Raw genomic sequence first — 22114 nt, forward strand, 5'->3', positions numbered from 1 at the left:
CGATGAACGATACGTATTGGTTTGTGTTCTGCAAAGACAGCCTGCTGCTGGAACGCAAAGAAGATGGGAGCTACATGATTCCCTGTGGGCCCAAGAGTCCGGTGAAGACCCAACCCTGGACCAATATACTCAATGTTTCGCCCTTTGAAGATGGTCATCAGGTCAAGGCTTTTGCCATCAGCGAACCCATACAGGATGACAGCGGACGCTATGAAATGTGCGGGTTGAGACCTTCGTTCTATAAAATTCCCAACGAGTTCTATCTGAAAGCGGGGAAATGTCATGAGCTGCTCTATTGGGACTCAACCACACGCTACTGTGGCTGCTGCGGTTCGCCTATGGCAATGCACACCGACATATCCAAGAAGTGTACGCACTGCGGCAAGGAGATATGGCCGCAGTTGGCCACTGCGATCATCGTGCTGATACACCGCGGTCCCGAGGTGCTGCTGGTACACGCGCGAAACTTCAAGACAGATTTCTACGGGCTGGTGGCAGGATTTGTTGAGACAGGCGAAACGCTCGAAGAAGCCGTACGCCGCGAGGTCATGGAAGAAACCGGGCTTACCATCAAGAACCTTACCTACTGGGCATCACAGCCCTGGCCCTACCCTTGCGGCCTGATGGTGGGCTTCTATGCTGAGTACGAGTCGGGCGACCTGCATCTGCAATACTCGGAGTTGAGTAAAGGTGCGTGGTTCCGCTATGACAAACTCCCACAGATACCAGAAAAACTGTCATTGGCACGAAAACTGATAGACAACTGGCTGCAGAACATAGACAAAGACAAATAGCAAACATATCAACACACATAGTCAAGAAATTTAACAATACAAAGCGATGAAAACTCTGATAGACCGCATCAAGAAAGAGGGTAAGTGTTATCCTGGAGGAATTTTGAAAGTAGACAAGTTCATCAACCATCAGATGGACCCTAATCTGATGAAGCAGGTAGCTGTGGAATTTATACGCCGCTACGCATCCACCGAAATCAACAAGATTATTACCATTGAAGCATCGGGCATCGCTCCAGCTGTAATGATGGGCTTCCTGCTGGACCTGCCGGTGGTATTTGCCAAGAAGAAAAAACCCTCGACAATGGAGGGCCTGCTTTCTACCACCGTGTTCTCCTTTACCAAACAGAGAGAGTACAACGTAATCATCTCGAAGGAGTATCTCACCGCCGAAGACAAGGTGCTGTTTATTGACGACTTCCTCGCCAATGGCAATGCCGCCAAGGGTATCATCGACCTGTGCAATCAGGCTGGCTGCGAGCTCGTCGGCATGGGTTTCATCATAGAGAAAGCCTTCCAGCATGGTCGCGAAGTCATCGAAGAGGCTGGCGTACGCTGTGAGAGCCTCGCCATCATTGACTCTCTCGACGACTGCCAAATCAAGATACGTGAATAATACGACCAATCATCAATATAAAGGCCATCTATTATGCTGAATAGATGGCCTTTATCATTTCTATAAGTGGGTGACGGGCTTAGAGCATTTCACACTCTCTGAGCCACAGCTCACTCGAAGCATCGCTGGGCATACGCCAGTCTCCTCGAGGGCTCAGGCTGATGCTGCCAACCTTGGGGCCGTCGGGCAGGCACGAGCGCTTGAACTGCTGGGAGAAGAAGCGGCGGAAGAATGTCTTGAGCCAATGCTTGATGACGTCATCGTCGTACTGGCCTTCGAAGGCTTTCTGCGCAAGCAGGAAAATCTTCATCGGGCGGAATCCATGACGCATGAAATAATAGAGGAAGAAGTCGTGGAGCTCGTAGGGGCCAACCAGGTCCTCTGTCTTCTGCTGGATATTGCCATCCTCGTCGGCAGGAACAAGTTCGGGGCTGATGGGAGTGTCGACCACATCATGGAGAGTGGCAGAGGTGTCGGCATCCATAGTTCCAGCAACAAACTTGACCAGACAAGCAATAAGTGTTTTGGGGATGCTGGCATTGACAGCATACATGCTCATGTGGTCGCCATTGTACGTACACCAACCAAGAGCCAGCTCGGACAGGTCGCCCGTACCGATAACGAGCCCACCCTCCTGATTGCTTACATCCATCAATATCTGGGTACGCTCTCGGGCCTGAGAGTTCTCATAAGTAGTGTCATGAACAGAGATGTCGTGACCAATATCCTCAAAGTGCTGGGTAACGCTCTTGGCAATGCTTATCTCTCGGATGGTAATGTGGAGACTCTGCATGAGTTTGATGGCATTGGTGTAAGTGCGGTCAGTGGTGCCGAAACCGGGCATGGTCACACCGATAATTCCGCTGCGGTCGAGTCCTAACTTGTCGAATGTCATGGCACATACCAACAATGCCAAAGTGGAATCGAGTCCACCGCTTATACCGATGACAACCTTCTGGCAACTGGTGTGAACGAGGCGCTTGGCAAGTCCCATAACCTGGATGTTCAATATTTCCTCACAACTCTTTTCCATCATGTCGGGAGAAGGTATAAAGGGATGGGCGTCGACTGGGCGTTCCAGGACGAAATCCTTGGGCAGTATAGAGTGGGCATTCTTGAAGATGACGTCTTCGCCTATCATTCGGCGCTGGGCATTGACATAGGTGGTGTTGCCTCGACGCTCTGTCCGCAGGCGTTCAACATCTATCTGAGCTACCTGCATCTGTGGTGTCATCGCAAAGCGCGGCCCGCTCTGCAGCAAATGGCCGTTCTCAAATATCAATGCATTGCCGCCATAGACTACATCCTGGGTGCTTTCGCCAAAGCCGGCACTCGAATAGACATATCCAGTGATGGTGCGTGCGCTCTGTTGAGCCAGCAACTTGCAGAGATAATCGTGCTTGCCAATCAGTTCGTCGCTGGCAGAAAGATTGAAGATGATATCGGCACCTGCCAACGCAAGGTGATTGCTGGGAGGCGTGGGGGCCCAGACATCTTCGCAAATTTCGACACCAAACCTTACGCCATCGCAAGTGACAAAAATCTGCGGCGTGAAGGAGAGGTTAATCTGATTGCCGGCAAAGCGCAGTTCGGTAGTGCGCAGGTCTTGAACAGAAGCAAACCAACGCTTCTCGTAGAACTCGTTGTAGTTGGGCAGATACTCCTTGGCAACAATGCCCAAAATCTGGCCCTTCTGGATGATGGCGGCACAGTTGAGCAGCAAATCACCAACAGCGATGGGCAGACCCACGATGGAGATGATGTTAAGCTGACGTGTGAAGTCGAGCAACATGAGCATGGCACTCTCTGTGGTTTCGAGCAAGAGGTTCTGCCTAAACAGGTCCTGACATGTATAGCCAGTAAGGGACAGTTCGGGGAAAACAATAATCTCTACCCCCTGCCCTTCGGCCAATATAATCTGTTGTTCTATCTGCTCGACATTGTATTTGCAATCTGCCACCTTTACAGAGGGAACTGCCGAAGCGACTTTTATAAATCCGTAGTTCATAATGTTCTGTTTGTGAATGGTTAAGTTATCTGATAGTTACCTGAGTTGCTCCATAACCATACTCCTGGAATGATGCATCCTGATACTGGTATCTCTTATATTTGTAATTGAGCATATTGATGAGGGAATGGCGCAACACGCCCTCGCCCTTGCCATGGATAAAGATAATCTTCTTGCCCTTCTGGGTGCTGTATTTATCCAGCACTTCCTGGAACTTGCCAATCTGATAGTTGAGGATATCGGCATGCGACATGCCAGCAGTGCTGTCGAGAAGAGCGTCAATGTGCAGGTCGACAACCAGTTCGTCGCTGTTTCGCGGACGCGGTGCAGACTGTGGCTTGGTGACAGTATCTTTGCCAGACACCAAACGGGAAGGTTCAACATTGCCAGCCATCTTGTTCTTCAATTCAGCTGCATCGATATGGAGAGGATGCGCAATCTTGTCGTCCTCTACAATGGTGTACAACAATGCCGGTGTGTCGAAATAAATGGTCTTCTGGAACGAGTGGAGTTTATAGAACTTGATGGGGTCAAGCCTAAGTTGAACCTCAACGACAGGTTTAAGGATGAAAGACTTGTCTCTCTTGTAGGCAAAGAGTTGGAATCCCATCTTGAGAAGGCTGTTGAGCTCTTCTCTTCCTACCTCTTCTATATATAAAGATGTATTGGGCTCGATTTCTCCCTGTGAGTGTAGGGTCCAGGCGTTACCTTCGGCAGTCATGAACGAGTATTGCAGACAATAGTTGCAGTCATTGACAAGGTAGGCTTCAAACCGGGTGGTCGTCATCTCCTTGATATTGATTGGGACAAAGGCAAGATAGCATGAGAGAGCGTTTCCGCCTTTGCGCTCTTCGGCTGGCATCTTAAAGGTAACTTCCTTGTCGGCGATGTCGACATATTCGACATCGGTATCGACATCGGAATCCGTACCATCTGCAAGCAGGGCCTTGACACTCTTGTTGTCTTTAGGCTTGCTTTCGGTCTTGGCAACTACCTTGGCAATGCTATAATCGTCATTGCCAATGACCACTACCTCATTGATGGGGGTTGGAATCTGGAAGCCGTCTTCATCCTCAACGAGGACAATATTCTTACCTTGAAATCCTGCAATGACTCCGCCGCCGGTTTCACTGAGGAAGCTAACTTTATCTCCTATTTTCATATCTTTACGTTTCCAATAATTAGGGAATTAATAATGAACTGTCTCCATAGCTGAGGAAACGGAAATCGTGGCTCAGCGCGTAGTCATATATCTTGTGCCAGTCTCCATTGACAAATGCACTTACCAGCAAAAGCAATGTGCTTTGTGGCTGATGGAAATTGGTGACGAGCATCTTGACTATCTTGTACTCAAAACCCGGAGCTATAATAATCTGTGTGCTTGTATGCAGTGCCTCAAGATGGTTTGTCTCAAGATATGTCAGTATATTCAGAATCGCTTGACATGGGCTGATGCCATCAACTATCTTGCCATTACGGTTGTCGTCATAAGGCTCCCATTGATTGACATGGAGCTCGTCTTCAGTAGCATTGGGATTATACTGCAATTTGACACCCATATAATATAAACTCTCAAGTGTGCGGACGCTTGTCGTTCCCACGGCGATGGCCTTACAGTCGTGCTGCAAGAGGGTTTGCAGGGTGGTACGCTTGACGACAATATACTCGCTATGCATCTCGTGGGCACATATCTGCTCGGTCTTGACCGGCTTGAAGGTTCCTGCGCCTACGTGGAGCGTCAACTCCTCGCGGTGAATACCCTTGTCATCTAAAGCCTCAAGGACATCCTTGGTGAAATGAAGTCCTGCTGTAGGGGCTGCTACAGAACCCCTTATCTTGGAATAGACAGTCTGATATGTTGTCTTGTCACTTTCCTGTGTCTCGCGGTTAAGATATGGCGGTATAGGAAGCTCGCCGATGGAATCCAAGATTTCCGCAAAACTTACCTCGTCGGAATCCCAATCGAAGTTAATCCAGAAGTTGGTGCCAGTGGCGACCTCTGTGTTCTGAGAGTTGTCGCGGCTGACGGAGAGGACAAACTTATGGCCGTTGATGTCAAACTCGCGATGCAGAGAACCTTCCTTCCATTTCTTGAGGTTACCAATCATGCACCTCCACGCGCAGTGGCGACGCGTCTGGAATATCTGCTCATAATCAACGGGGAAAGCGGGCTCCATCAAGAATATCTCTATCAATGCGCCGGTCTCCTTCCTGAAGTGCATACGCGCCTGTATCACTTTGGTATTATTGAATACCATCAACGCACCAGCCGGCAAATGGTCGGGCAGATGATTGAAAATATCTTCCGACACTACGCCGTGTTTATACAGGAGTAGTTTGCTATGATCACGCTGGGCAAGAGGAAATTTGGCTATCCTCTCATCGGGCAGCGGATAATTGTAATCACTGATTTTAATATGTTTTGTATCCATTATGTCAAACTAAAAATGATTGCGAATATAACTAATAGCGCCATGACGCAGATTACTCTGTTGATATCTGAACGAAGATACGCCATATAGGTGGTCGCGGCGTCGTCGGAGGCCCTAACGCGTCTTGTGTCTTTTACCTTATTATATATAGTATAGGCAAAAAGGCCGCTGACACTGCCCCACACCACCCCAACGATAATGTCGCTCGGATAATGAACGCCAAGATAAAGCCGCGTCCAACAATTGACGAGCGCCCAGACAATCAAGATACATGCGAAGAGGCGGTCCTTAACTAACAAACTGAAGAAAACGGCCACAGCCATAGTGTTGGATGCATGGGCAGAGAAGAAACTATATCCCTCTGCACGATAATTGTTGACGACCTGAACACAATCTTGCATAAGTGTATCATGGATGGGACGAAGTCGAGCAACGAGTGGCTTGACTATCAAGTCTGCCATTCCCTCGCTCAAGACTATAGCAAGCAAAGCCATGCCTATGACCAATGAGATTTGGACCACAGTTTTATGGTTATTTATGACCAACAGCAAGAGGGCAATATAAAGCAGTATCCACATATAGCCGCAAGTCAGCGTCACTGCCAATCTGTCAACGAAGGCGCAATGGCTCCCATTGAAGACCATCAGCAAGGTTTTGTCTGCGTCATATAGTGTAGAATAATTCATGCTTTATTACAGCTAATTATATCTTCTCCAAAGATGAAGACTTAATCCATCCCTCTCTTCCATCAGCAAGTTTGATGCCGTACCAACCCTCTATGGACTGGTCTGTTATGTCTACCTTCGTACCTTCATGCAAGACATAAACATCAGTAGATGTAGGAGCTGGCGTCTTCTTCACATTAACCGTGGAAGAAATGATAATTGCGCCTGTTCTGTGTAACAGCATCTCCTTTTGTTGTTGCGCGAAAAGCATGCTGAATGCGGTGACAACGATAAGAACTAAGGCGCCATAGAAACCTACCTTCCTGACCAATACTCGATTGCCAAATAAGTAGAAAAGGACCAAAGACAATGCTCCGATGATGGACACTAGGCTGACAATAGCCCAAGAATCAATGCCAGTGTAAAATACCAGTGACTGATACCATGTCTTAAAAAACATCTGGTCTTCTGGTACTATCTTGTCAATGGTCTTGTTGCGCGCAAATTTCAGGTTAAACCGTACATCAGCGTCTCCGGGCGACAACAACAACGCACGCTCGTAGGCGAGAATTGATTGCGAAATGTTGTCAGAACGGAAATACGCATTGCCGAGATTATAATAAATCTCAGGAGATTTACCGCTCTTCAGGAGCTCTTGATAATCCTGTATGGCCTGTTGGTAGTTACCTCTCTTATATTCCTTGTCAGCATTCTCTTTGGTAACAGCACCAACCTGGCATGAAACTGCCAGCGCCATCACTACCAACAACGCTTTCGTATTGATACGGTTCTTCTTTTTCATCACTTTCTCAATTTCAATAATGGCAGTCATTGCAGATTCAAAAGTCTTGTTCATGTTGCCCGCTGGGTCTCCGGGCGCAAATCTTTCAAACTCGCACTCTGTCAAGGCATCAGTAAACTTCTGGATGGTAGCATCATCAACGCTGTGATTGGCCAATGTCTGCGAAATGTTATCTCTTGACAATTCTTCGATAGCCATATTCAACTTGTCGCCGACATATCCCCACAAAGCTCTAAGCACCTCGTCATAGAATTCATCGGATTTGCCTTGTATCATCAGTTTGCTTGCCTTCCTCAGTCGTTTGGTTGCAATTCTGTTGGCCTTCTTGCCCTTGATTCTGACCACGTCGGCGTTAAGGACTGCCCTCTTTCTGAAAACAACCAGCAATACGATAAAGATTACGACTACAATAATCAATGAAGTCCAATAGGCTACGCTACCAAAGAACATTGAAGAGAAATCTTTGATTGTGACACCGCCTTCTTTGATGCCACGGATATCAGTATTTTGATCTTTGGCATAGTCAGAGACACTACCACTCTTGCCATCGCCTTTAGCTATCTGCAAATTAATGGCCTGGGTTTTCACTGTGCGATACTGATTGCGGTCAACATCATAGTAGACGAGCTCAACGGGAGGTATTGTATAGTTGCCTTGATTGCGTGGAACGGCAAGGAAGTCATAAATCATGTTTCCCTCCAAGCCATTGGACGTAAGTTTGGTCTTGTCTGTAATCTTTGCATCGTACTGGTCGAAATCTTTGGGGAACTTTACAACAGGCTGCTTGATAAGTTTCAAGTTGCCGTAACCACCGATAACGACTCTGAAGTTAAGAGGCTCACCCGCCTTGATATCCTTGTTGTCTACCTGGGCAGAGATATTGAATTTACCGACTCCGCCAGAGAAATTCGCCGGTTTTGTGGGTAACGGCTCTACCTCAACGGACAAGCCCGGGGCAACGATGTCGCGTTTTACCTCCACATAACCAGAGCCGCCATTGAAGAAAGCCTCAAAAGGATCAACCGAGCGATTCTCCTGAACCACGATACCATGGAAAGTGATGCTTGGTATCTTCAAGCTACCTGTCATTTGAGGGTACATGACGTACTGGCTCCATGTTACGCATCTATATGGACGACCATTAACCCTCTCTATATGGAAACTCTTCTGTTGCGGCAACTTGACTTCTTGTGTATGGAAGCCTGTCAAGTCCGGCATCTTTCCTTCCAACTGAGTCAGCTCCAGCGTTGTATACACTTTGTAAGTCAGTAAGATAGGCTCCTGTTCATGAACCTTGCGTTTGTTAGCACTTACCTTGATAAAGAGTTCGTTACCAGATATTCTGCTACCTTGTTCATGGATGGCAGAAGTGTTTGGATTGTTGTGAGCATTGTTATTGTTGCTACGCGCCTGACCGGATATCGTTATCTTTGTACTATGAGAGGCAATAGTTTTGCCATGGATTTTAGCGTGAGCGGCGGGAACTGTGAATATTCCGGCCTTGTTGGCATATAGAGTATATGTGTATGTTATGGATGAACTGGAAGTTGTATGACCATTGACCATACTGAAACTTGAGACTTTGGAGGCATAAGGTCCAGCGATGACTTCGACTTCGTCAGTAGAACGCATGTTTGATCTGAAATCATCGACATCCTGAGTGCTTACTGTATATGCCACTCTGAAATTTTCACCGACATTAACCCGAGAAGGGGCAGCAACGTTAATATGCTGTCCCTTGATGGCCATTGTAATATAAATACCAACGAGTATCAATATATATCGTTTCATCTTCAATTCATTCAATATGTCTGTCATTATGATTGCGATTATAAAAAAGAACACGTATCTGACAAAATCACCAATTCTTGTCCAAGTTTCGCTTTTGTGGCTTCTGCATCGATTTCTTCAGTCTCTGCTGCGTAGCCTTCTCTTCCTGGATAGCTGCATTAAGCAGTTGCTCGGCATTGTCTTTGCTCATTTGCTCATTACTCTGCTGCTGCTTCTGCTGCTGATTATCCTTGTTCTCTTGTTTCTTGTCCTTGTTCTTTTTGTCCTTATTGTCGTCTTTGTTTTGTTGCTTGTCGTTTTGATTCTTCTGATTTTTCTGCAACCGCTTACACAATACATAATTGTAACGAGTCTCATTATCAGCAGGATTGTTTCTCAGACTTTCCTTATAGGCTTCGATGGCTTCCTTGTACATTTGGTGAGACTGGCAAATGACGCCTATATTGTGATAAGACTTTGACTTTCTTATCTTGTTGGTTTCGATTTTGCCTGCAAGTTCATATTGTTTTATCGCTGCAGAGTCTTTCTTTTGTGCTTGCAACGCACACCCCAAGTTGTATATGGCCTGAGTATTTCCGCCATTACTGGCTATAGCCTTACGATATTCAATTTCTGCTTTTGCGTAATTCTGTTCATAGAAGAACCTGTTACCTATGCGCACCAATTGTCTGTCATTCTGGGCTGACAGATGAGCGCTGATAGTAAGCAATATAGATATCAAGAAAATATACCGTAATCTCATTTCTTTTTAAACAATTTGATGTTCTTGAATAAGGGATTGCGCACCTCCAGGAGACACGCTTCTATGATAAGAAGAATCATTGCCAAGATTGCAAATGCTTGAAACTGCTCGTTGTATTCGCTGTAAATCACGCTGTCAGAGTCTCCCTTCTGCAACTTTTCAAGTTCGTTGTTCAGTTTGTCCTGCGCATCACTTGTATTGTCTACATGGATGTACATGCCACTTCCTGCCTGAGCGATATCACGACACATCTTTTCATTCAGAACAGACATAACCGTCTGCCCCGTATTGTCAGTCAAGTATCCACCATCGTCATTGGGAATTGGAGCACCTTTTTCGCTACCCACGCCCAAGATAAACACATTGATACCCTTCTTCTTTGCGGCTTTGGCTGCTTCCAACGCGCCACCTTCATGGTCTTCACCATCGGTGATGAGGATTATAGCCTTACCCACCTTCTCCTGTTGTGTAAAGCTGTGCATGGATATGTCAATGGCTTTAGCGATGTCGGTGCCTTGGGTATTGATAAGCGACGGACTGATATTTTGCAGGAACATCTTGGCTGATACATAGTCACTGGTTATCGGCAGCTGCACAAAAGCATCGCCGGCGAAGACCACAAGTCCCACTTTGTCATTATTGAAATTGTCGACCAGGCTTTCTACCATAAACTTGGCTTTGTCCAGACGCGAGGGAACCACATCCTGTGCCTTCATCGAATTTGAGATATCCATTGCAATAATCAACTCTATGCCGTTTCGCTTTTCTTGCGACACCTTAGAACCCATCTGCGGGCGTGCGAGGACAATAATCAGCAATGACAATGCGGCAAGACAAAGCCAGAATTTTACCGTAGGTCTATACGGAGAAGCATCAGGCATAAGCAACTTCAAGAGTTGGGGGTCGCCAAATTTCTTGAACTTGTTATGCCGCTGGCGCCATACTACCAGTCTGATGAAGGCAAGTATCGGCACCACCCACAGTAACCATAAATATATAGAATCTTCGAATCTCATAATTTAGGGAATTCTTCTTAATACCGTTGTTCTTAATAATATTTCCAAAAGCAGACAAAGGATGGCCGCAATGGCAAATGGCTGATAAGCCTCATATCTCTTAGAGAATTTCTTTACGTTCATCTTTGTCTTCTCCAACTTGTCGATATCCTTGTAGATATTCTTCAACTCGGCATTGTTGGTTGCCCGATAGAAATTGCCATCCGTTGTGGCAGCTATATCACTCAGCGTCTTGGTGTCTATCTCTACAGGTATGTTGACATACTGCACGCCGCCAGCAACTATCGCCGGATAACGTGCCACCTTGTTTGTACCCACTCCGATGGTATATACGCGGATGCCCATGCTTTTGGCTATCTGTGCCGAGGTCATTGGCGAGAGGTCTCCCATGTTGTTCGAACCGTCCGTGAGCAGGATTACCACTTTGCTTTTGGCCTTTGAGTCCTTCAGTCGTGCCACCGCGCTTGCCAAACCCATTCCTACAGCTGTTCCATCCTGTATCAAGCCTCTTGCCGCGATGTCCGTGCGCACGGTTTGAAGCATGTTGAGCAGCGATGTATGGTCGGTTGTCATCGGACACTGGGTAAATGCCTCGCCTGCAAATATCGTCAAGCCGATATTGTCATTAGGACGCCCATTGATAAATTCGGCGGCAACATTCTTGGCGGCCTCTATACGATTGGGGCGCAGGTCTTCAGCCAACATTGAGGTCGACACGTCCATGACGAGCATGATATCGATGCCTTCGACCTCCTTTTTATCCCATGCATTGTGGGTCTGTGGCCGAGCCAGAATGATTACTATCAGAACAAAGGTGATACATCTCAGCAGCATCGGCAGGTTGATAATCCTTATACGCCAGCTTTTGGGAGCATATTGGTATGCGAATGTATCACTCATTCGTATTGTGGGCTCATTCTTCTTGCGATACAGAAAATACCAAAGCACATAAGGTATCAGCAAGAGAAGCAGAAAGAAATACTCTTTATTGGCAAATTCCATATTTAACTGATTAGTTGAATGGCACTATAAATGATGTAAGCCAATAGCACTATCACCAATGTAGAGGATAGGGCTAACAGCCATTTTATGGCGCGTCGTGTATTCTTTGTTCGTTTGTCTTCCTGACTCAGTTGAGGCACTACCCTCTCTTCGGTAGGCACATTCTCCAACTTGGTCTGGTCGATGAAGTTGATGGCGTTTACCAGGTTCAGGTCGTTCTCGTTGATGAGCGTAGAGTACTTGGCAAACTTCACGAGGTCGGCTGTCTCAAACAGCTCTTTGAGTTCACCTATCATCTTCTTGTCGCCATTCTGCCGCAAACGCTCGATAATCTCCGAGGAAGTCATCTCCATGGCGTTGAAACCAAAACGCTCATTGATATATTGTCTCAGAGCATCAGTGAGTTGCGTGTAGTAAGTCTTCTGGTCGTCCGAACGTTCCAGATGTTCTGCCTTGATTTTCTCCATGGCAGAGAGGGCACGCTGGTGAGGCAGCACCTTCTTGACAATACGTATCTTGGCAATGATTGGCTTGTTTTCACGCAGACGGATATACAGGTAGAAGATACCACCCATCAGCGCCAGTACCAATACGCTCATCCAGAACAGACCGCTCCATTCACTCCACAAGAACGGATTGTTCTGCACGGTCTTGGGAGGATAGAACTGATTGGGATGAAGCGTGTCGACATCGATAGTCATTACCTTCAGTGCCAACTGGTTGGCCTCATAGGGCTTTCCATCCACCTTTACCTTCATGCCGGGTATAGGATAGAGTTTCTCATCGAAAGATGTCAATGTAATTCTTTTACTTATCCTTACGTTGTTGTCCACTTCCGAAGTGTCGCCATCGGCCACATCAATGATTTCGACACCGGGAACGAGATAGTGCGACGGTTTGATGTTGGGCCATACGATTTTTGCTCCTTTGCGGGCTGTGACGGCAACCTCCAGGTTGGTCTGCTCACCCACAAGAATGCTTATGGAGTCGATTTTGGCTTCAACGCTTACCTGTGCTGACGACTTTACGCCCAGCAGCAGACAACACATTGATAAAAGCAAATATCTAAAATACATAAACTACTTATTCTCTATTCATACTTAACTATGTCCACGCTGGGCGAAGAGCAACATCAGACTGCGCACATAGTCTTCATTTGTAGCCACCGACACCCAGTCGACATTACATTTGACGAAAGTCTGCCTGAGCACACTCTCCCGCTGGCGCCAATAATTGGCATGAGCCTGGCGCAGCTTCTTGCTCGAAGTGTCGATATAAGTCTCGTGGCCGGTTTCGGCATCACACACCTTGAGCAATCCTACATCGGGTAGCTCTTTGGCACGCGGGTCATAGACCTGTATCGAGGCGATGTCGTGTTTCTGGCTGGCTATCTGCAACTGCTTTTCAAAGTCGTTGCGTGTATAGAAGTCGCTTAAGACAAAAGCCGTACAGCGACGCTTGGCCACACGGGTGAGAAACTCGATAGCCATGCCGATGTCCGTACGCTTGCTCTCGGGCTTGAAGTTGAGCATCTCACGGATAACATAGAGGATGTGCTTGCGGCCCTTCTTTGGCGGGATATATTTCTCAATCCGGTCAGAAAAGAGTATCACGCCAATCTTGTCATTGTTCTGTATGGCGCTGAAAGCCAGCGTGGCAGCAATCTCGGCAACCATCTCGCGCTTCAACTGATGCGACGTACCGAAGTCGAGCGAACCCGAGACGTCGACAAGGAGCATCACCGTAAGTTCGCGCTCTTCTTCAAACACCTTGACATAAGGACGGTGGAAACGGGCGGTTACATTCCAATCGATATCTCTCACGTCGTCGCCATACTGGTATTCACGAACCTCGGAAAAGGCCATACCTCTTCCTTTGAAGGCTGAGTGATACTGTCCGGCGAAGATGTTCTGACTCAATCCACGAGTCTTTATCTCTATCTTCCTGACCTTCTTTAAGATTTCAGATGTTTCCATCAAGGAACTTCAACTTTATTGATAATCTTGGATACGATTTCTTCGGCAGTGACATTGTTGGCCTCTGCCTCATAGCTCAATCCTACGCGATGGCGCAAAACGTCGTGAGCGACGGCACGCACATCCTCGGGCACCACATAACCGCGATGCTTGATGAAGGCATAGGCACGGGCGGCCTTGGCCAGATTGATGCTGGCACGGGGGCTGCCACCGAAGGTAATCAGGTCGCTGAGCTCCTTGAGATTATAACGGTCGGGATAACGTGTGGCAAATACGATGTCGGCGATGTACTGCTCTATCTTTTCATCGATATAAACCTGGCTTACCACCTCACGCGCACGCATTATCTCTTCGGCGGTTGTCACAGGCATTACCTGTGGAAGACCGCCCACAAGGTTTTCACGCATAATCTTCTTCTCCTCTTCCAGTGTGGGATAGTCTATGATGACCTTGAGCATGAAACGGTCTACCTGGGCTTCGGGAAGCTGGTAGGTGCCTTCCTGTTCAATGGGGTTCTGGGTAGCCATAACCAGGAAGGGAGTAGGCAGCTTGAACGTATTGTCACCAATAGTCACCTGGTGTTCCTGCATGGCCTCGAGCAGAGCGCTTTGCACCTTGGCGGGAGCTCGGTTTATCTCATCGGCAAGTACAAAATTGGCAAATACAGGGCCCTTCTTGACCTGGAAGGCTTCCTCTTTCTGACTATAAATCATTGTTCCTACAACGTCGGCAGGCAACAAGTCGGGAGTAAACTGTATTCTGCTATATTTGGCGTCTATCAACTGTGACAGGGTCTTTATCGCCAGAGTCTTTGCCAGGCCGGGTACGCCTTCCAACAATATATGACCATCGCTCAAGAGGGAAATAAGAAGCGAGTCAACCAGATGTTTTTGTCCTACTATTACGCGATCCATACCTGTTGTCAGATTGGTGACAAAGGTACTTTGTTGTTCTATCCGCACATTGAGTTCGCGGATATCGATAGCTTCTGCCATAATCTTTTTTGCTTTTATGTTGATTTTGGTGCAAAAGTACTACAAAACAAACATAGAGCCGAAAGATAGGTTCTAAATTATATTAAAAAAGGAGAAATATCACTTTATTTTAAGAAAAATTGCATGTTGCAAGCGCCGCAGATAGCCACTGCACAAGGGAAATCCCGTTTTGGCAGGCTGCATCGCGACATGCCAAAACGGGATTTGTCCTTACTTCATTGGGGGATACTCAGAACTTGAATATCTCTTCGTATATGCGTTGTACTGGCAGCCCCATCACATTGAAGAAACTACCTTTGAGCGCAGTGACACCTATGAAACCTATCCACTCTTGGATGCCATAGGCACCGGCCTTGTCCAGGGGGCGATAGGTAGTCACATAGTAATCGATTTCCTGCTGGGTAAACTGCTTGAAGGTTACCTCTGTCACCACGTGGAAGGCGTGCTGTTTGGCCAGGGTAGTAAGAGCCACGCCGGTGACCACGGTATGTGTCTTGCCGCTCAGTTTAGCCAGCATTGCTTTGGCCTGGGCTTCATCGGCAGGTTTGCCCAGAACCTCTCCGTCCAACACCACAACGGTATCGGCGGTTATCAGCATCTCTCCGGCACTCAGCGTATAGGCTTGAGCCTTCTGGCAAGCCAGATATTGGGGTATCTGCTCGGGGGTAAGTCCGTCGGGATAGTTTTCCTCGATACCGGGAACCACGCGCACTTCGTATTCCAAGTCCAATCCGCCCAGAAGTTCTTTCCTGCGGGGAGAGTTGGAGGCAAGGATTATATGATAAGGAGTATCTATCATCGTCTTGATATTAATACGATTACCAACCGAAAGCCTTGCTGTCGCTCAACCATTTTCCCTGAGCCATGAGCACCTGCTCGATGATGTCGCGGCCTACGCCGTAACCACCCTTGCAGCGGCTGACATAGGTGCTGATTTCCTGGATATCGGAACAGGCGTCGGCGGGGCAACACGGACAACCGCAGCGACGCATCACCTGATAGTCGGGGATGTCGTCGCCCACATAGATAACCTCGCTGTCATCCAGATTGTTCTTTGCCTTGAACTCCTGATAGGTCTCCATCTTCATAGAGCAGTTGATGTAGACATCGCCTACCCCGAGGTAGGTGTATCGTTTGACAATAGCTTCCGAACGGCCACCAGTCATGATGGCTATATGCAGCCCCATCTTGCAGGCAAGCTGTATGGCATAGCCATCCTTGATGTTGACCGTGCGCAGAGGCTGGCCCTCGTCATCCATGCCTATCGTTTCGGCCGAAAGCACGCCATCTACATCGAAGATGATGGCCTTGACCTTGGTTAAATCGTAATTAATCATTCCCGTTGTATATTGTAACATTTTCCCATTTCAGCGCATCTTCATTCTGAGGCTTGCGCTCATCGGTACAATGACCTATAGCGATGACACACAATACCTTGTAGGCATCATCGAGTCCCAGGATGCCGTGAATGACCTCGTCGGCGGTGGTACCGTCGGAGAGACCGCGGCCGTGCATCTGCGCCCAGCAGGAACCCAAGCCCAGGTCGGCAGCCTGATACTGTATGGTAACCGCAGCGATGGACGCGTCTTCTATCCAACATTCATCCTCGTCGGGGGGAGCGCAAACCACGATGGCCAAGGGTGCACCCTTGAGAAAGGCGGCTCCAGCCTCTTTGGCGTCGGCCATCTTCTCGAGCGCCACCTTGTCGTCTACCACTACAAAATGCCATTTGCGGCTACTTTTGGATGTCGGCGACATAAGCGCCGACCGCAGTATGAGCTGCAGAGCCTCGGGGGCAATCTCTTCATCACTGAAACGGCGATGACTGCGTCGATGTGCTACTAAATCTTTGAAATCCATACGTCTTTACTGATTAATGTGACAACGGTGCTATCCGCCGTCGTTATTATCTGATACAAAGTTAGTGATAGCGAAGAAGAATTCAAAATAATTTCCGACATTTTTCCTCACTTTCACGATAATTGACCGGTTTCCGGTGGTCGCAATGAGTATATAGACGACGCAGCCATACATGCCGTAGTCTAAGCAAAAACTGATTGCAGACCAAGCAAAAACTGATTGTAAACCATGAAACGGCGAGGGCGAAGTGTGAAATTATTAAACGATGGTTGACATCTGTTAAATCGCGCCTTAGACTAACTTTGGATTTGGTGGTAAGAGAAAATTATGCTTACATTTGCACCATGAATTACACATCAAACTATTTACTGACTTATTGCATCTAACTATGGCAAAGTATTTCAAACAGGAGATGCCCGACCTCAGAAACACGGGCGAAAAGAAATTCTATTACCGCATGAAAGTCAACGAGAACATTGACTTCGACGAACTGGTAAGACGCCTTACCTATCCCGGTTCGGGCCTTGACAAGGGACAGGTGGTACAGGTAATCGCAGCCATCGGCAAGCAGATGTCGCTGGAAATGGCTTCTGGCAATTCGGTGACAATCGACGGCATCGGGACTTTCAGGGCGTCTGTCGGCATGACGATGCCCAAAGACCTGACTGGTTCGGACACGGGAAAAGAAACCAACGCAAGAAGTCTGAAGGTGACGGGCATAATCTACAGGGCAGCCTCGCAGCTGGTCCGCACGATTTCCTCGCAATGCACCTTGGTACGCGACAAAGAGCACCGGCTGCGCAAGTCGCCCTACAGCAAGGAAGAGCGTATCGGCCTTGCCGTCGGCTATCTGAGCGATGGAGCCCATCCCTTCATGCGCGTCGGTGATTATGCTCGCCTTACCCGGCAGTCGCACTGCGCAGCTTCGCGCGAGTTGCAGGAAATCTCCCGGACGCCACTATCGCCTATCAGGAGAGACGGCAGAGCAAGTGCGCTTGTCTATGTGCTAAGCCGCGAACAGCTGTAGATAATCACAGACATGACAGATGGCAGATTTTATACTCGCAAGGGGCAATATGCTCCGGCAGGTATAAATTCTGCATTTGTTTTGGCAGTTACAAATGTAATTCGTATATTTGCCAAATGCACCAAATACGAACGCGCATCATATCAAGAGGCACAGATATGCCACAATCGGCAAGCTGGCAGTTTCAGCACAGCCTTGTACTGTTCAGAATGTATGAACAGGCACCAGGCCATACCCCTTATATGGCCATAGCTGAAGATGAAAACGGACAAGTAGTGGGTCAGCTGCTGGCTGTGACCCGTTGGCGCAAGAGCCTGTTGCCGCTCTATCTGTACAAGCAAGCCCGCGTCTTCGGCACAGGCGACTATACCGACAATGCCAATCCCCAGGAGATATTCGGAATGTTGCTCGGACGACTGACAAGGATATTGAAAATGAAGCTGTGTCTATACATCGAGTTCTCCAACATACCTTTCAAGATGTATGGTTATCAACATCTGAGAGCCTGCGGTTACTTCCCCACCGGCTGGATGGAGACTCACCTGGACCTGAAGGAGGCAAACCCGACAGACAGATTGAGTCTGAAAAGCAGCAGATACCTCAAAGAACTCACGGAAATGGGTCTGCAGACGCGCGAAGCGACCAGCGACGCAGAGGTCAAGGAGTTCTGCAAGCTCCTCAAGAAGTCCTATCGCTACGTGCTTCAAAGTTTTCTGCCCAACAAGGAACTTATCCGTGAGTATCATCACAATCCACAAATCAAAATCTATGTCACGACCAACGGCAACAAAGTGGTTGCCGGATGTGTATGCCTCTTCGCCAATGGCAATGCGTATGGCTGTTATGCCGTGACGAACAAAAAATTGGTTCCCAAGAATCATGCATTCCACATCTCTGTATGGCATGCCATCGAAGAGGCCTATCGTCGGGACTGCGGCAAATTCTTCATCGTCGACGCCGGTCAGCCCTCCATGCACAACACACTGACGAAGATGATGCTAAATCTCGGTGCGGTTTCAACCAACAAGTACAGATGGTACCACCTGAATGTTCCGCTTGTCAATACGATTATTTGCAAGTGGATAGTGGGCTGACACAATAATCGGCCCTATCTTGCGTTATATGGTTATGAAACAATTCGTATTATTGGCTTTGCTGGCTTCAGTATGCCTCTCTACATATAGTCAGAGCTTTGTCTTGCAAGGACGGGTTACCGACGACAAGGACAATCCCATCGAGTTTGCGTCTGTAACCTGTGCCCGCCAAGGCAAGGTGGCTCTCACGTCTGCCAAGGGTTCATTCACCCTCACCCTCCACTCTGCCGACTCGGTGGTCATACGCTTCTCGATGCTGGGTTATCGTGCCAAGACCCGCGTACTGCGCAACCCTCGTGGCAGACAGAACCTCCACGTGGTCATGTATGCCGACGTCAACACGCTCGGCGAAGTCGAAGTGAAAGGAGAAAAGATACAGACCGGCCAGACTCAGGAACTGAAGACCAAGGACATGAAGATGTCGCCCTCAGTGGGTGGCAATGCAGTGGAAGAGCTCATACAAAGTCAGGCGGGAGTATCAACCCATAGCGAACTGAGCTCTCAATACAACGTAAGAGGAGGCTCTTTTGACGAGAACAGCGTATATATTAATAATGTAGAGGTCTTCCGCCCATTCCTTGTGAGGTCTGGACAACAGGAGGGCTTATCGGTAATCAATCCAGACATGGTGGCGAAGATTGGGTTCTCGACTGGAGGATTTGAGGCAAAGTATGGCGACAAGATGTCATCGGCTCTCGACATCACCTATAAACGGCCACAGCGGTTTGAAGCCAATGCTTCGGCAAGCCTGTTGGGCGCAAGCGCCTATGTGGGCTTGGCCAACAAGAAGATAGCGTGGGCCAATGGCGTGAGATACAAAACCAATAAATATCTTTTGGGGTCGCTGCAGGAAAACGGAGAGTACAAGCCTAACTTCCTGGACTATCAGACCTATCTGAGCTATACTCCCGACAAGCGTTGGCAGATTGATTTCATCGGTAACATCTCGGAAAGTCACTACAACTTCTATCCCAAAGACCGCAACACGGCCTTCGGCACGATGCAGAACGTAATGAATTTCAAGGTCTATTTTGACGGCCAGGAGAAAGACCTCTTCCGCACCTATTTTGGTTCATTGGCAATCAACCGAAACCTTAACAGCAAGACGCGGTTGTCACTCATTGCATCGGCATTCTCAACCAAAGAGCGTGAGACCTACGACATACAGGGCCAATACTGGCTCACCCAGACCGAGACCAATGAGAATATGGCTGTCGGAACGTATTTCGAGAGCGCCCGCAACTATCTCCAAGCCCGCGTGCAAAGTCTGAAGCTGATGCTGACAAGCAAAATCAAGAAGCACGACATCGAAGCCGCATTGACGCTCAAAAGGGAGCATATCAAAGAGAACTCCATAGAATATGAGATGCGTGATTCGGCTGGTTACAACGTACCCAATACCGGCGAGGACCTGTATATGATATACTCCATGCGCACCCGAAACCAGCTGGATGCTTCTCGCATAGAGTCATATATACAGGATACGTGGCGATTTACATCGGGTACGGACAGCGCCACTACCCTCTATACGCTCAACTACGGACTGCGTATGAGCCACTGGAACTTCAACAAGGAAACAATCTTGTCGCCCCGCATCTCATTGGGCATCATTCCGGCTTGGTCGCCAAACACCACACTGCGCATCGCAACCGGCATCTACTACCAAGCGCCCTTCTTCAAAGAGCTTCGTGATACTACTACCGTCAACCATGTAACCGTGGCACGGCTGAACGAAAAGATAAAAAGCCAACGATCGATACACTTCGTTGCGGGTTATGACTATCGCTTCAGAAGCATGAACCGCCCTTTCCGATTTACAGCCGAAGCATATTACAAGATACTGCAGAACCTGATACCCTACTCTATTAATAATGTAAAGGTGGTATATTATGGTGACAACATCTGCAGCGGTTATGCAGCTGGACTGGACATGAAGCTGTATGGTGAATTTGTACCAGGAACAGACTCTTGGATATCACTATCCTTGATGAAAACCCAAATGAAGCTGAACGGCCACTCCATGCCGTTGCCCACAGACCAGCGGTGGGCCATGAACCTGTTCTTTACAGATTACTTCCCCGGAACCGACAGATGGAAGATGGCTCTTCGCCTTGCCTTTGCCGACGGTCTGCCATTCTCGGCGCCTCACAGAGAAACCGAGCGCAACTCTTTCAGAGCCCCTGCATACAAACGCGCAGATATTGGAATGAGCTATCGATTGTTTGAGAATGAAGCAAAGAGGAAGAATATGCCGTTCAGGAATGTCTGGCTTGGCGTAGACTGTCTCAACTTGCTCGGCATCAACAATGTAAACAGCTATTATTGGATTACCGACGTCACCAATCAGCAATACGCTGTCCCCAACTATCTCACCGGCCGTATGCTCAACGCCCGCGTGCTCTTTGAATTCTAACTGCAATACGTTAAATATGCTTAATATCGGAGAAATAAACAGTTGGCACAAACGCCTATGTCCATAAAAATTAGTAATTTTGCAGCCGATTTAGTCCGTACGGGCTCGAACAAGTTCTGAAACACCATCAGGCGCCTGTCGGAAAAACTTATATTTTATAACAAATGTACGCAATTGTAGAAATTAACGGTCAGCAGTTCAAGGTAGAGGAAGGCCAGAAGCTCTTCGTTCACCGTATCAAGGATGCCGAGGCTGGTAAGACCGTTGAATTTGACAAAGTGCTCCTCGTCGACAAAGACGGAGCTGTCACAGTCGGTGCACCAACTGTTGAAGGTGCCAAAGTAGTAGTAGAGGTTGTGAATCCTCTTGTTAAGGGTGACAAGGTCATCGTTTTCAAGATGAAGCGTCGCAAGGACTATCGTAAGAAGAATGGTCACCGCGCCCAGTTCACACAGGTAGAAGTTAAACAAGTAGTCGCTTAAAAGGAGGATTTCAGAATGGCACATAAAAAAGGTGTTGGTAGTTCTAAGAACGGCCGTGAATCAGCTTCACAAAGATTAGGCGTTAAAATCTGGGGTGGTCAGAAAATCATCGCTGGTAACATCATCGTTCGTCAGCGTGGTAACAAGCACTTCCCAGGCGAGAATGTAGCACAGGGCAAGGATGATACTCTTTACGCATTGACCGACGGTGTGGTTTACTTCCACAAGGGCTCACGCAACAAGAGCACAGTATCAGTTCTCTCTCCCGAAGTTTACGCTGAGAAGACTAAGAAAGCTGAAGCTTAAATAAACAACAACTTATTCCAAACAAACAATACAGAAGCCAGTTCCATACGGAATTGGCTTCTTCTCGTATATATAAACGCATCGCGCAGAAGA

Annotated in this window: 21 protein-coding genes; 7 read left to right on the plus strand and 14 right to left on the minus strand. The window is 47.9% G+C overall.

What is annotated here, in order from left to right; genetic code table 11:
- Positions 1–2 precede the first annotated feature (2 nt).
- Positions 3–794, plus strand: coding sequence for an NAD(+) diphosphatase (gene nudC / locus CIK87_RS06330; protein ID WP_094386404.1), 792 nt, complete (start codon positions 3–5; stop codon positions 792–794).
- Positions 795–840: 46 nt separating this feature from the next.
- Complete coding sequence (xpt, locus tag CIK87_RS06335) at positions 841–1410, plus strand: xanthine phosphoribosyltransferase (RefSeq protein ID WP_094386407.1); 570 nt, start codon at positions 841–843, stop codon at positions 1408–1410.
- A 79-nt stretch (positions 1411–1489) separates the two neighbouring features.
- Here xpt and CIK87_RS06340 read toward each other — a convergent pair whose 3' ends face one another.
- The 14 genes from CIK87_RS06340 to CIK87_RS06405 form a co-directional block, all read right to left on the minus strand.
- The gene (locus CIK87_RS06340; RefSeq protein WP_022310995.1) at positions 1490–3418 is read right to left on the minus strand and encodes an NAD(+) synthase; all 1929 of its coding nucleotides are present in this window, start codon (positions 3416–3418) and stop codon (positions 1490–1492) included.
- Between the two features lie 25 nt (positions 3419–3443).
- The gene (locus CIK87_RS06345) at positions 3444–4580 is read right to left on the minus strand and encodes a DUF2027 domain-containing protein (protein ID WP_094386409.1); all 1137 of its coding nucleotides are present in this window, start codon (positions 4578–4580) and stop codon (positions 3444–3446) included.
- A 19-nt stretch (positions 4581–4599) separates the two neighbouring features.
- Entirely contained in the window at positions 4600–5850 is a 1251-nt protein-coding gene (locus tag CIK87_RS06350; RefSeq protein WP_094386411.1) for an S-adenosylmethionine:tRNA ribosyltransferase-isomerase, read from the minus strand.
- On the minus strand, positions 5850–6536 hold the full coding sequence (locus CIK87_RS06355; protein ID WP_094386413.1) for a phosphatase PAP2 family protein: 687 nt from the start codon (positions 6534–6536) through the stop codon (positions 5850–5852). The genes CIK87_RS06350 and CIK87_RS06355 overlap by 1 nt, the downstream gene beginning before the upstream one ends.
- Before the next feature lie 16 nt (positions 6537–6552).
- Positions 6553–9135, minus strand: coding sequence for a BatD family protein (locus CIK87_RS06360; protein ID WP_094386635.1), 2583 nt, complete (start codon positions 9133–9135; stop codon positions 6553–6555).
- Between the two features lie 40 nt (positions 9136–9175).
- Entirely contained in the window at positions 9176–9850 is a 675-nt protein-coding gene (locus CIK87_RS06365; RefSeq protein WP_022311000.1) for a tetratricopeptide repeat protein, read from the minus strand.
- Complete coding sequence (locus CIK87_RS06370; RefSeq protein WP_094386416.1) at positions 9847–10869, minus strand: VWA domain-containing protein; 1023 nt, start codon at positions 10867–10869, stop codon at positions 9847–9849. The genes CIK87_RS06365 and CIK87_RS06370 overlap by 4 nt, the downstream gene beginning before the upstream one ends.
- Positions 10870–11868 carry a VWA domain-containing protein gene (locus CIK87_RS06375; protein ID WP_022311002.1) on the minus strand — a complete coding sequence of 333 codons (999 nt, stop codon included), beginning with the start codon at positions 11866–11868 and terminating at the stop codon, positions 10870–10872.
- Between the two features lie 2 nt (positions 11869–11870).
- Positions 11871–12944, minus strand: a complete 1074-nt coding sequence (locus CIK87_RS06380) for a hypothetical protein (RefSeq protein WP_094386418.1) — start codon at positions 12942–12944, stop codon at positions 11871–11873.
- A 24-nt stretch (positions 12945–12968) separates the two neighbouring features.
- Positions 12969–13844: a DUF58 domain-containing protein gene (locus CIK87_RS06385; RefSeq protein ID WP_094386420.1), complete on the minus strand. Its 876-nt coding sequence runs from the start codon at positions 13842–13844 to the stop codon at positions 12969–12971.
- Positions 13844–14839, minus strand: a complete 996-nt coding sequence (locus tag CIK87_RS06390; RefSeq protein WP_022311005.1) for a MoxR family ATPase — start codon at positions 14837–14839, stop codon at positions 13844–13846. The genes CIK87_RS06385 and CIK87_RS06390 overlap by 1 nt, the downstream gene beginning before the upstream one ends.
- A gap of 229 nt (positions 14840–15068) precedes the next feature.
- Positions 15069–15638, minus strand: a complete 570-nt coding sequence (locus CIK87_RS06395) for a Maf-like protein (protein WP_094386422.1) — start codon at positions 15636–15638, stop codon at positions 15069–15071.
- 19 nt (positions 15639–15657) lie between these two features.
- Positions 15658–16176, minus strand: coding sequence for an HAD family hydrolase (locus CIK87_RS06400; RefSeq protein ID WP_094386424.1), 519 nt, complete (start codon positions 16174–16176; stop codon positions 15658–15660).
- Entirely contained in the window at positions 16169–16699 is a 531-nt protein-coding gene (locus CIK87_RS06405) for a nitroreductase family protein (protein ID WP_022311008.1), read from the minus strand. Before CIK87_RS06405 ends, CIK87_RS06400 begins: the two co-directional genes overlap by 8 nt.
- A gap of 388 nt (positions 16700–17087) precedes the next feature.
- Between CIK87_RS06405 and CIK87_RS06410 the strand changes: the two genes are divergently transcribed.
- From CIK87_RS06410 to rpmA, 5 genes are all read left to right on the plus strand, one after another.
- On the plus strand, positions 17088–17726 hold the full coding sequence (locus CIK87_RS06410; RefSeq protein WP_094386426.1) for a hypothetical protein: 639 nt from the start codon (positions 17088–17090) through the stop codon (positions 17724–17726).
- A 158-nt stretch (positions 17727–17884) separates the two neighbouring features.
- The gene (locus CIK87_RS06415; RefSeq protein ID WP_158216215.1) at positions 17885–18820 is read left to right on the plus strand and encodes a GNAT family N-acetyltransferase; all 936 of its coding nucleotides are present in this window, start codon (positions 17885–17887) and stop codon (positions 18818–18820) included.
- A 34-nt stretch (positions 18821–18854) separates the two neighbouring features.
- Complete coding sequence (locus CIK87_RS06420) at positions 18855–21233, plus strand: TonB-dependent receptor (RefSeq protein WP_094386636.1); 2379 nt, start codon at positions 18855–18857, stop codon at positions 21231–21233.
- Positions 21234–21397: 164 nt separating this feature from the next.
- Positions 21398–21715: a 50S ribosomal protein L21 gene (gene rplU, locus CIK87_RS06425; RefSeq protein WP_022311012.1), complete on the plus strand. Its 318-nt coding sequence runs from the start codon at positions 21398–21400 to the stop codon at positions 21713–21715.
- 15 nt (positions 21716–21730) lie between these two features.
- Positions 21731–22021: a 50S ribosomal protein L27 gene (gene rpmA, locus CIK87_RS06430; RefSeq protein WP_022311013.1), complete on the plus strand. Its 291-nt coding sequence runs from the start codon at positions 21731–21733 to the stop codon at positions 22019–22021.
- The last annotated feature ends 93 nt before the right edge of the window (positions 22022–22114 follow it).

It is taken from the genome of Prevotella sp. P5-64 (assembly GCF_002251285.1).
Classification (GTDB): domain Bacteria; phylum Bacteroidota; class Bacteroidia; order Bacteroidales; family Bacteroidaceae; genus Prevotella.

Coding starts and splice junctions, on each gene's coding strand:
- nudC (WP_094386404.1), top strand. CDS start 3: ATGAACGATACGTATTGGTTTGTGTTCTGCAAAGACAGCCTGCTGCTG.
- xpt (WP_094386407.1), top strand. CDS start 841: ATGAAAACTCTGATAGACCGCATCAAGAAAGAGGGTAAGTGTTATCCT.
- CIK87_RS06340 (WP_022310995.1), bottom strand. CDS start 3,418: ATGAACTACGGATTTATAAAAGTCGCTTCGGCAGTTCCCTCTGTAAAG.
- CIK87_RS06345 (WP_094386409.1), bottom strand. CDS start 4,580: ATGAAAATAGGAGATAAAGTTAGCTTCCTCAGTGAAACCGGCGGCGGA.
- CIK87_RS06350 (WP_094386411.1), bottom strand. CDS start 5,850: ATGGATACAAAACATATTAAAATCAGTGATTACAATTATCCGCTGCCC.
- CIK87_RS06355 (WP_094386413.1), bottom strand. CDS start 6,536: ATGAATTATTCTACACTATATGACGCAGACAAAACCTTGCTGATGGTC.
- CIK87_RS06360 (WP_094386635.1), bottom strand. CDS start 9,135: ATGACAGACATATTGAATGAATTGAAGATGAAACGATATATATTGATA.
- CIK87_RS06365 (WP_022311000.1), bottom strand. CDS start 9,850: ATGAGATTACGGTATATTTTCTTGATATCTATATTGCTTACTATCAGC.
- CIK87_RS06375 (WP_022311002.1), bottom strand. CDS start 11,868: ATGGAATTTGCCAATAAAGAGTATTTCTTTCTGCTTCTCTTGCTGATA.
- CIK87_RS06380 (WP_094386418.1), bottom strand. CDS start 12,944: ATGTATTTTAGATATTTGCTTTTATCAATGTGTTGTCTGCTGCTGGGC.
- CIK87_RS06385 (WP_094386420.1), bottom strand. CDS start 13,844: ATGGAAACATCTGAAATCTTAAAGAAGGTCAGGAAGATAGAGATAAAG.
- CIK87_RS06390 (WP_022311005.1), bottom strand. CDS start 14,839: ATGGCAGAAGCTATCGATATCCGCGAACTCAATGTGCGGATAGAACAA.
- CIK87_RS06395 (WP_094386422.1), bottom strand. CDS start 15,638: ATGATAGATACTCCTTATCATATAATCCTTGCCTCCAACTCTCCCCGC.
- CIK87_RS06400 (WP_094386424.1), bottom strand. CDS start 16,176: ATGATTAATTACGATTTAACCAAGGTCAAGGCCATCATCTTCGATGTA.
- CIK87_RS06405 (WP_022311008.1), bottom strand. CDS start 16,699: ATGGATTTCAAAGATTTAGTAGCACATCGACGCAGTCATCGCCGTTTC.
- CIK87_RS06410 (WP_094386426.1), top strand. CDS start 17,088: ATGGCAAAGTATTTCAAACAGGAGATGCCCGACCTCAGAAACACGGGC.
- CIK87_RS06415 (WP_158216215.1), top strand. CDS start 17,885: ATGCCACAATCGGCAAGCTGGCAGTTTCAGCACAGCCTTGTACTGTTC.
- CIK87_RS06420 (WP_094386636.1), top strand. CDS start 18,855: ATGAAACAATTCGTATTATTGGCTTTGCTGGCTTCAGTATGCCTCTCT.
- rplU (WP_022311012.1), top strand. CDS start 21,398: ATGTACGCAATTGTAGAAATTAACGGTCAGCAGTTCAAGGTAGAGGAA.
- rpmA (WP_022311013.1), top strand. CDS start 21,731: ATGGCACATAAAAAAGGTGTTGGTAGTTCTAAGAACGGCCGTGAATCA.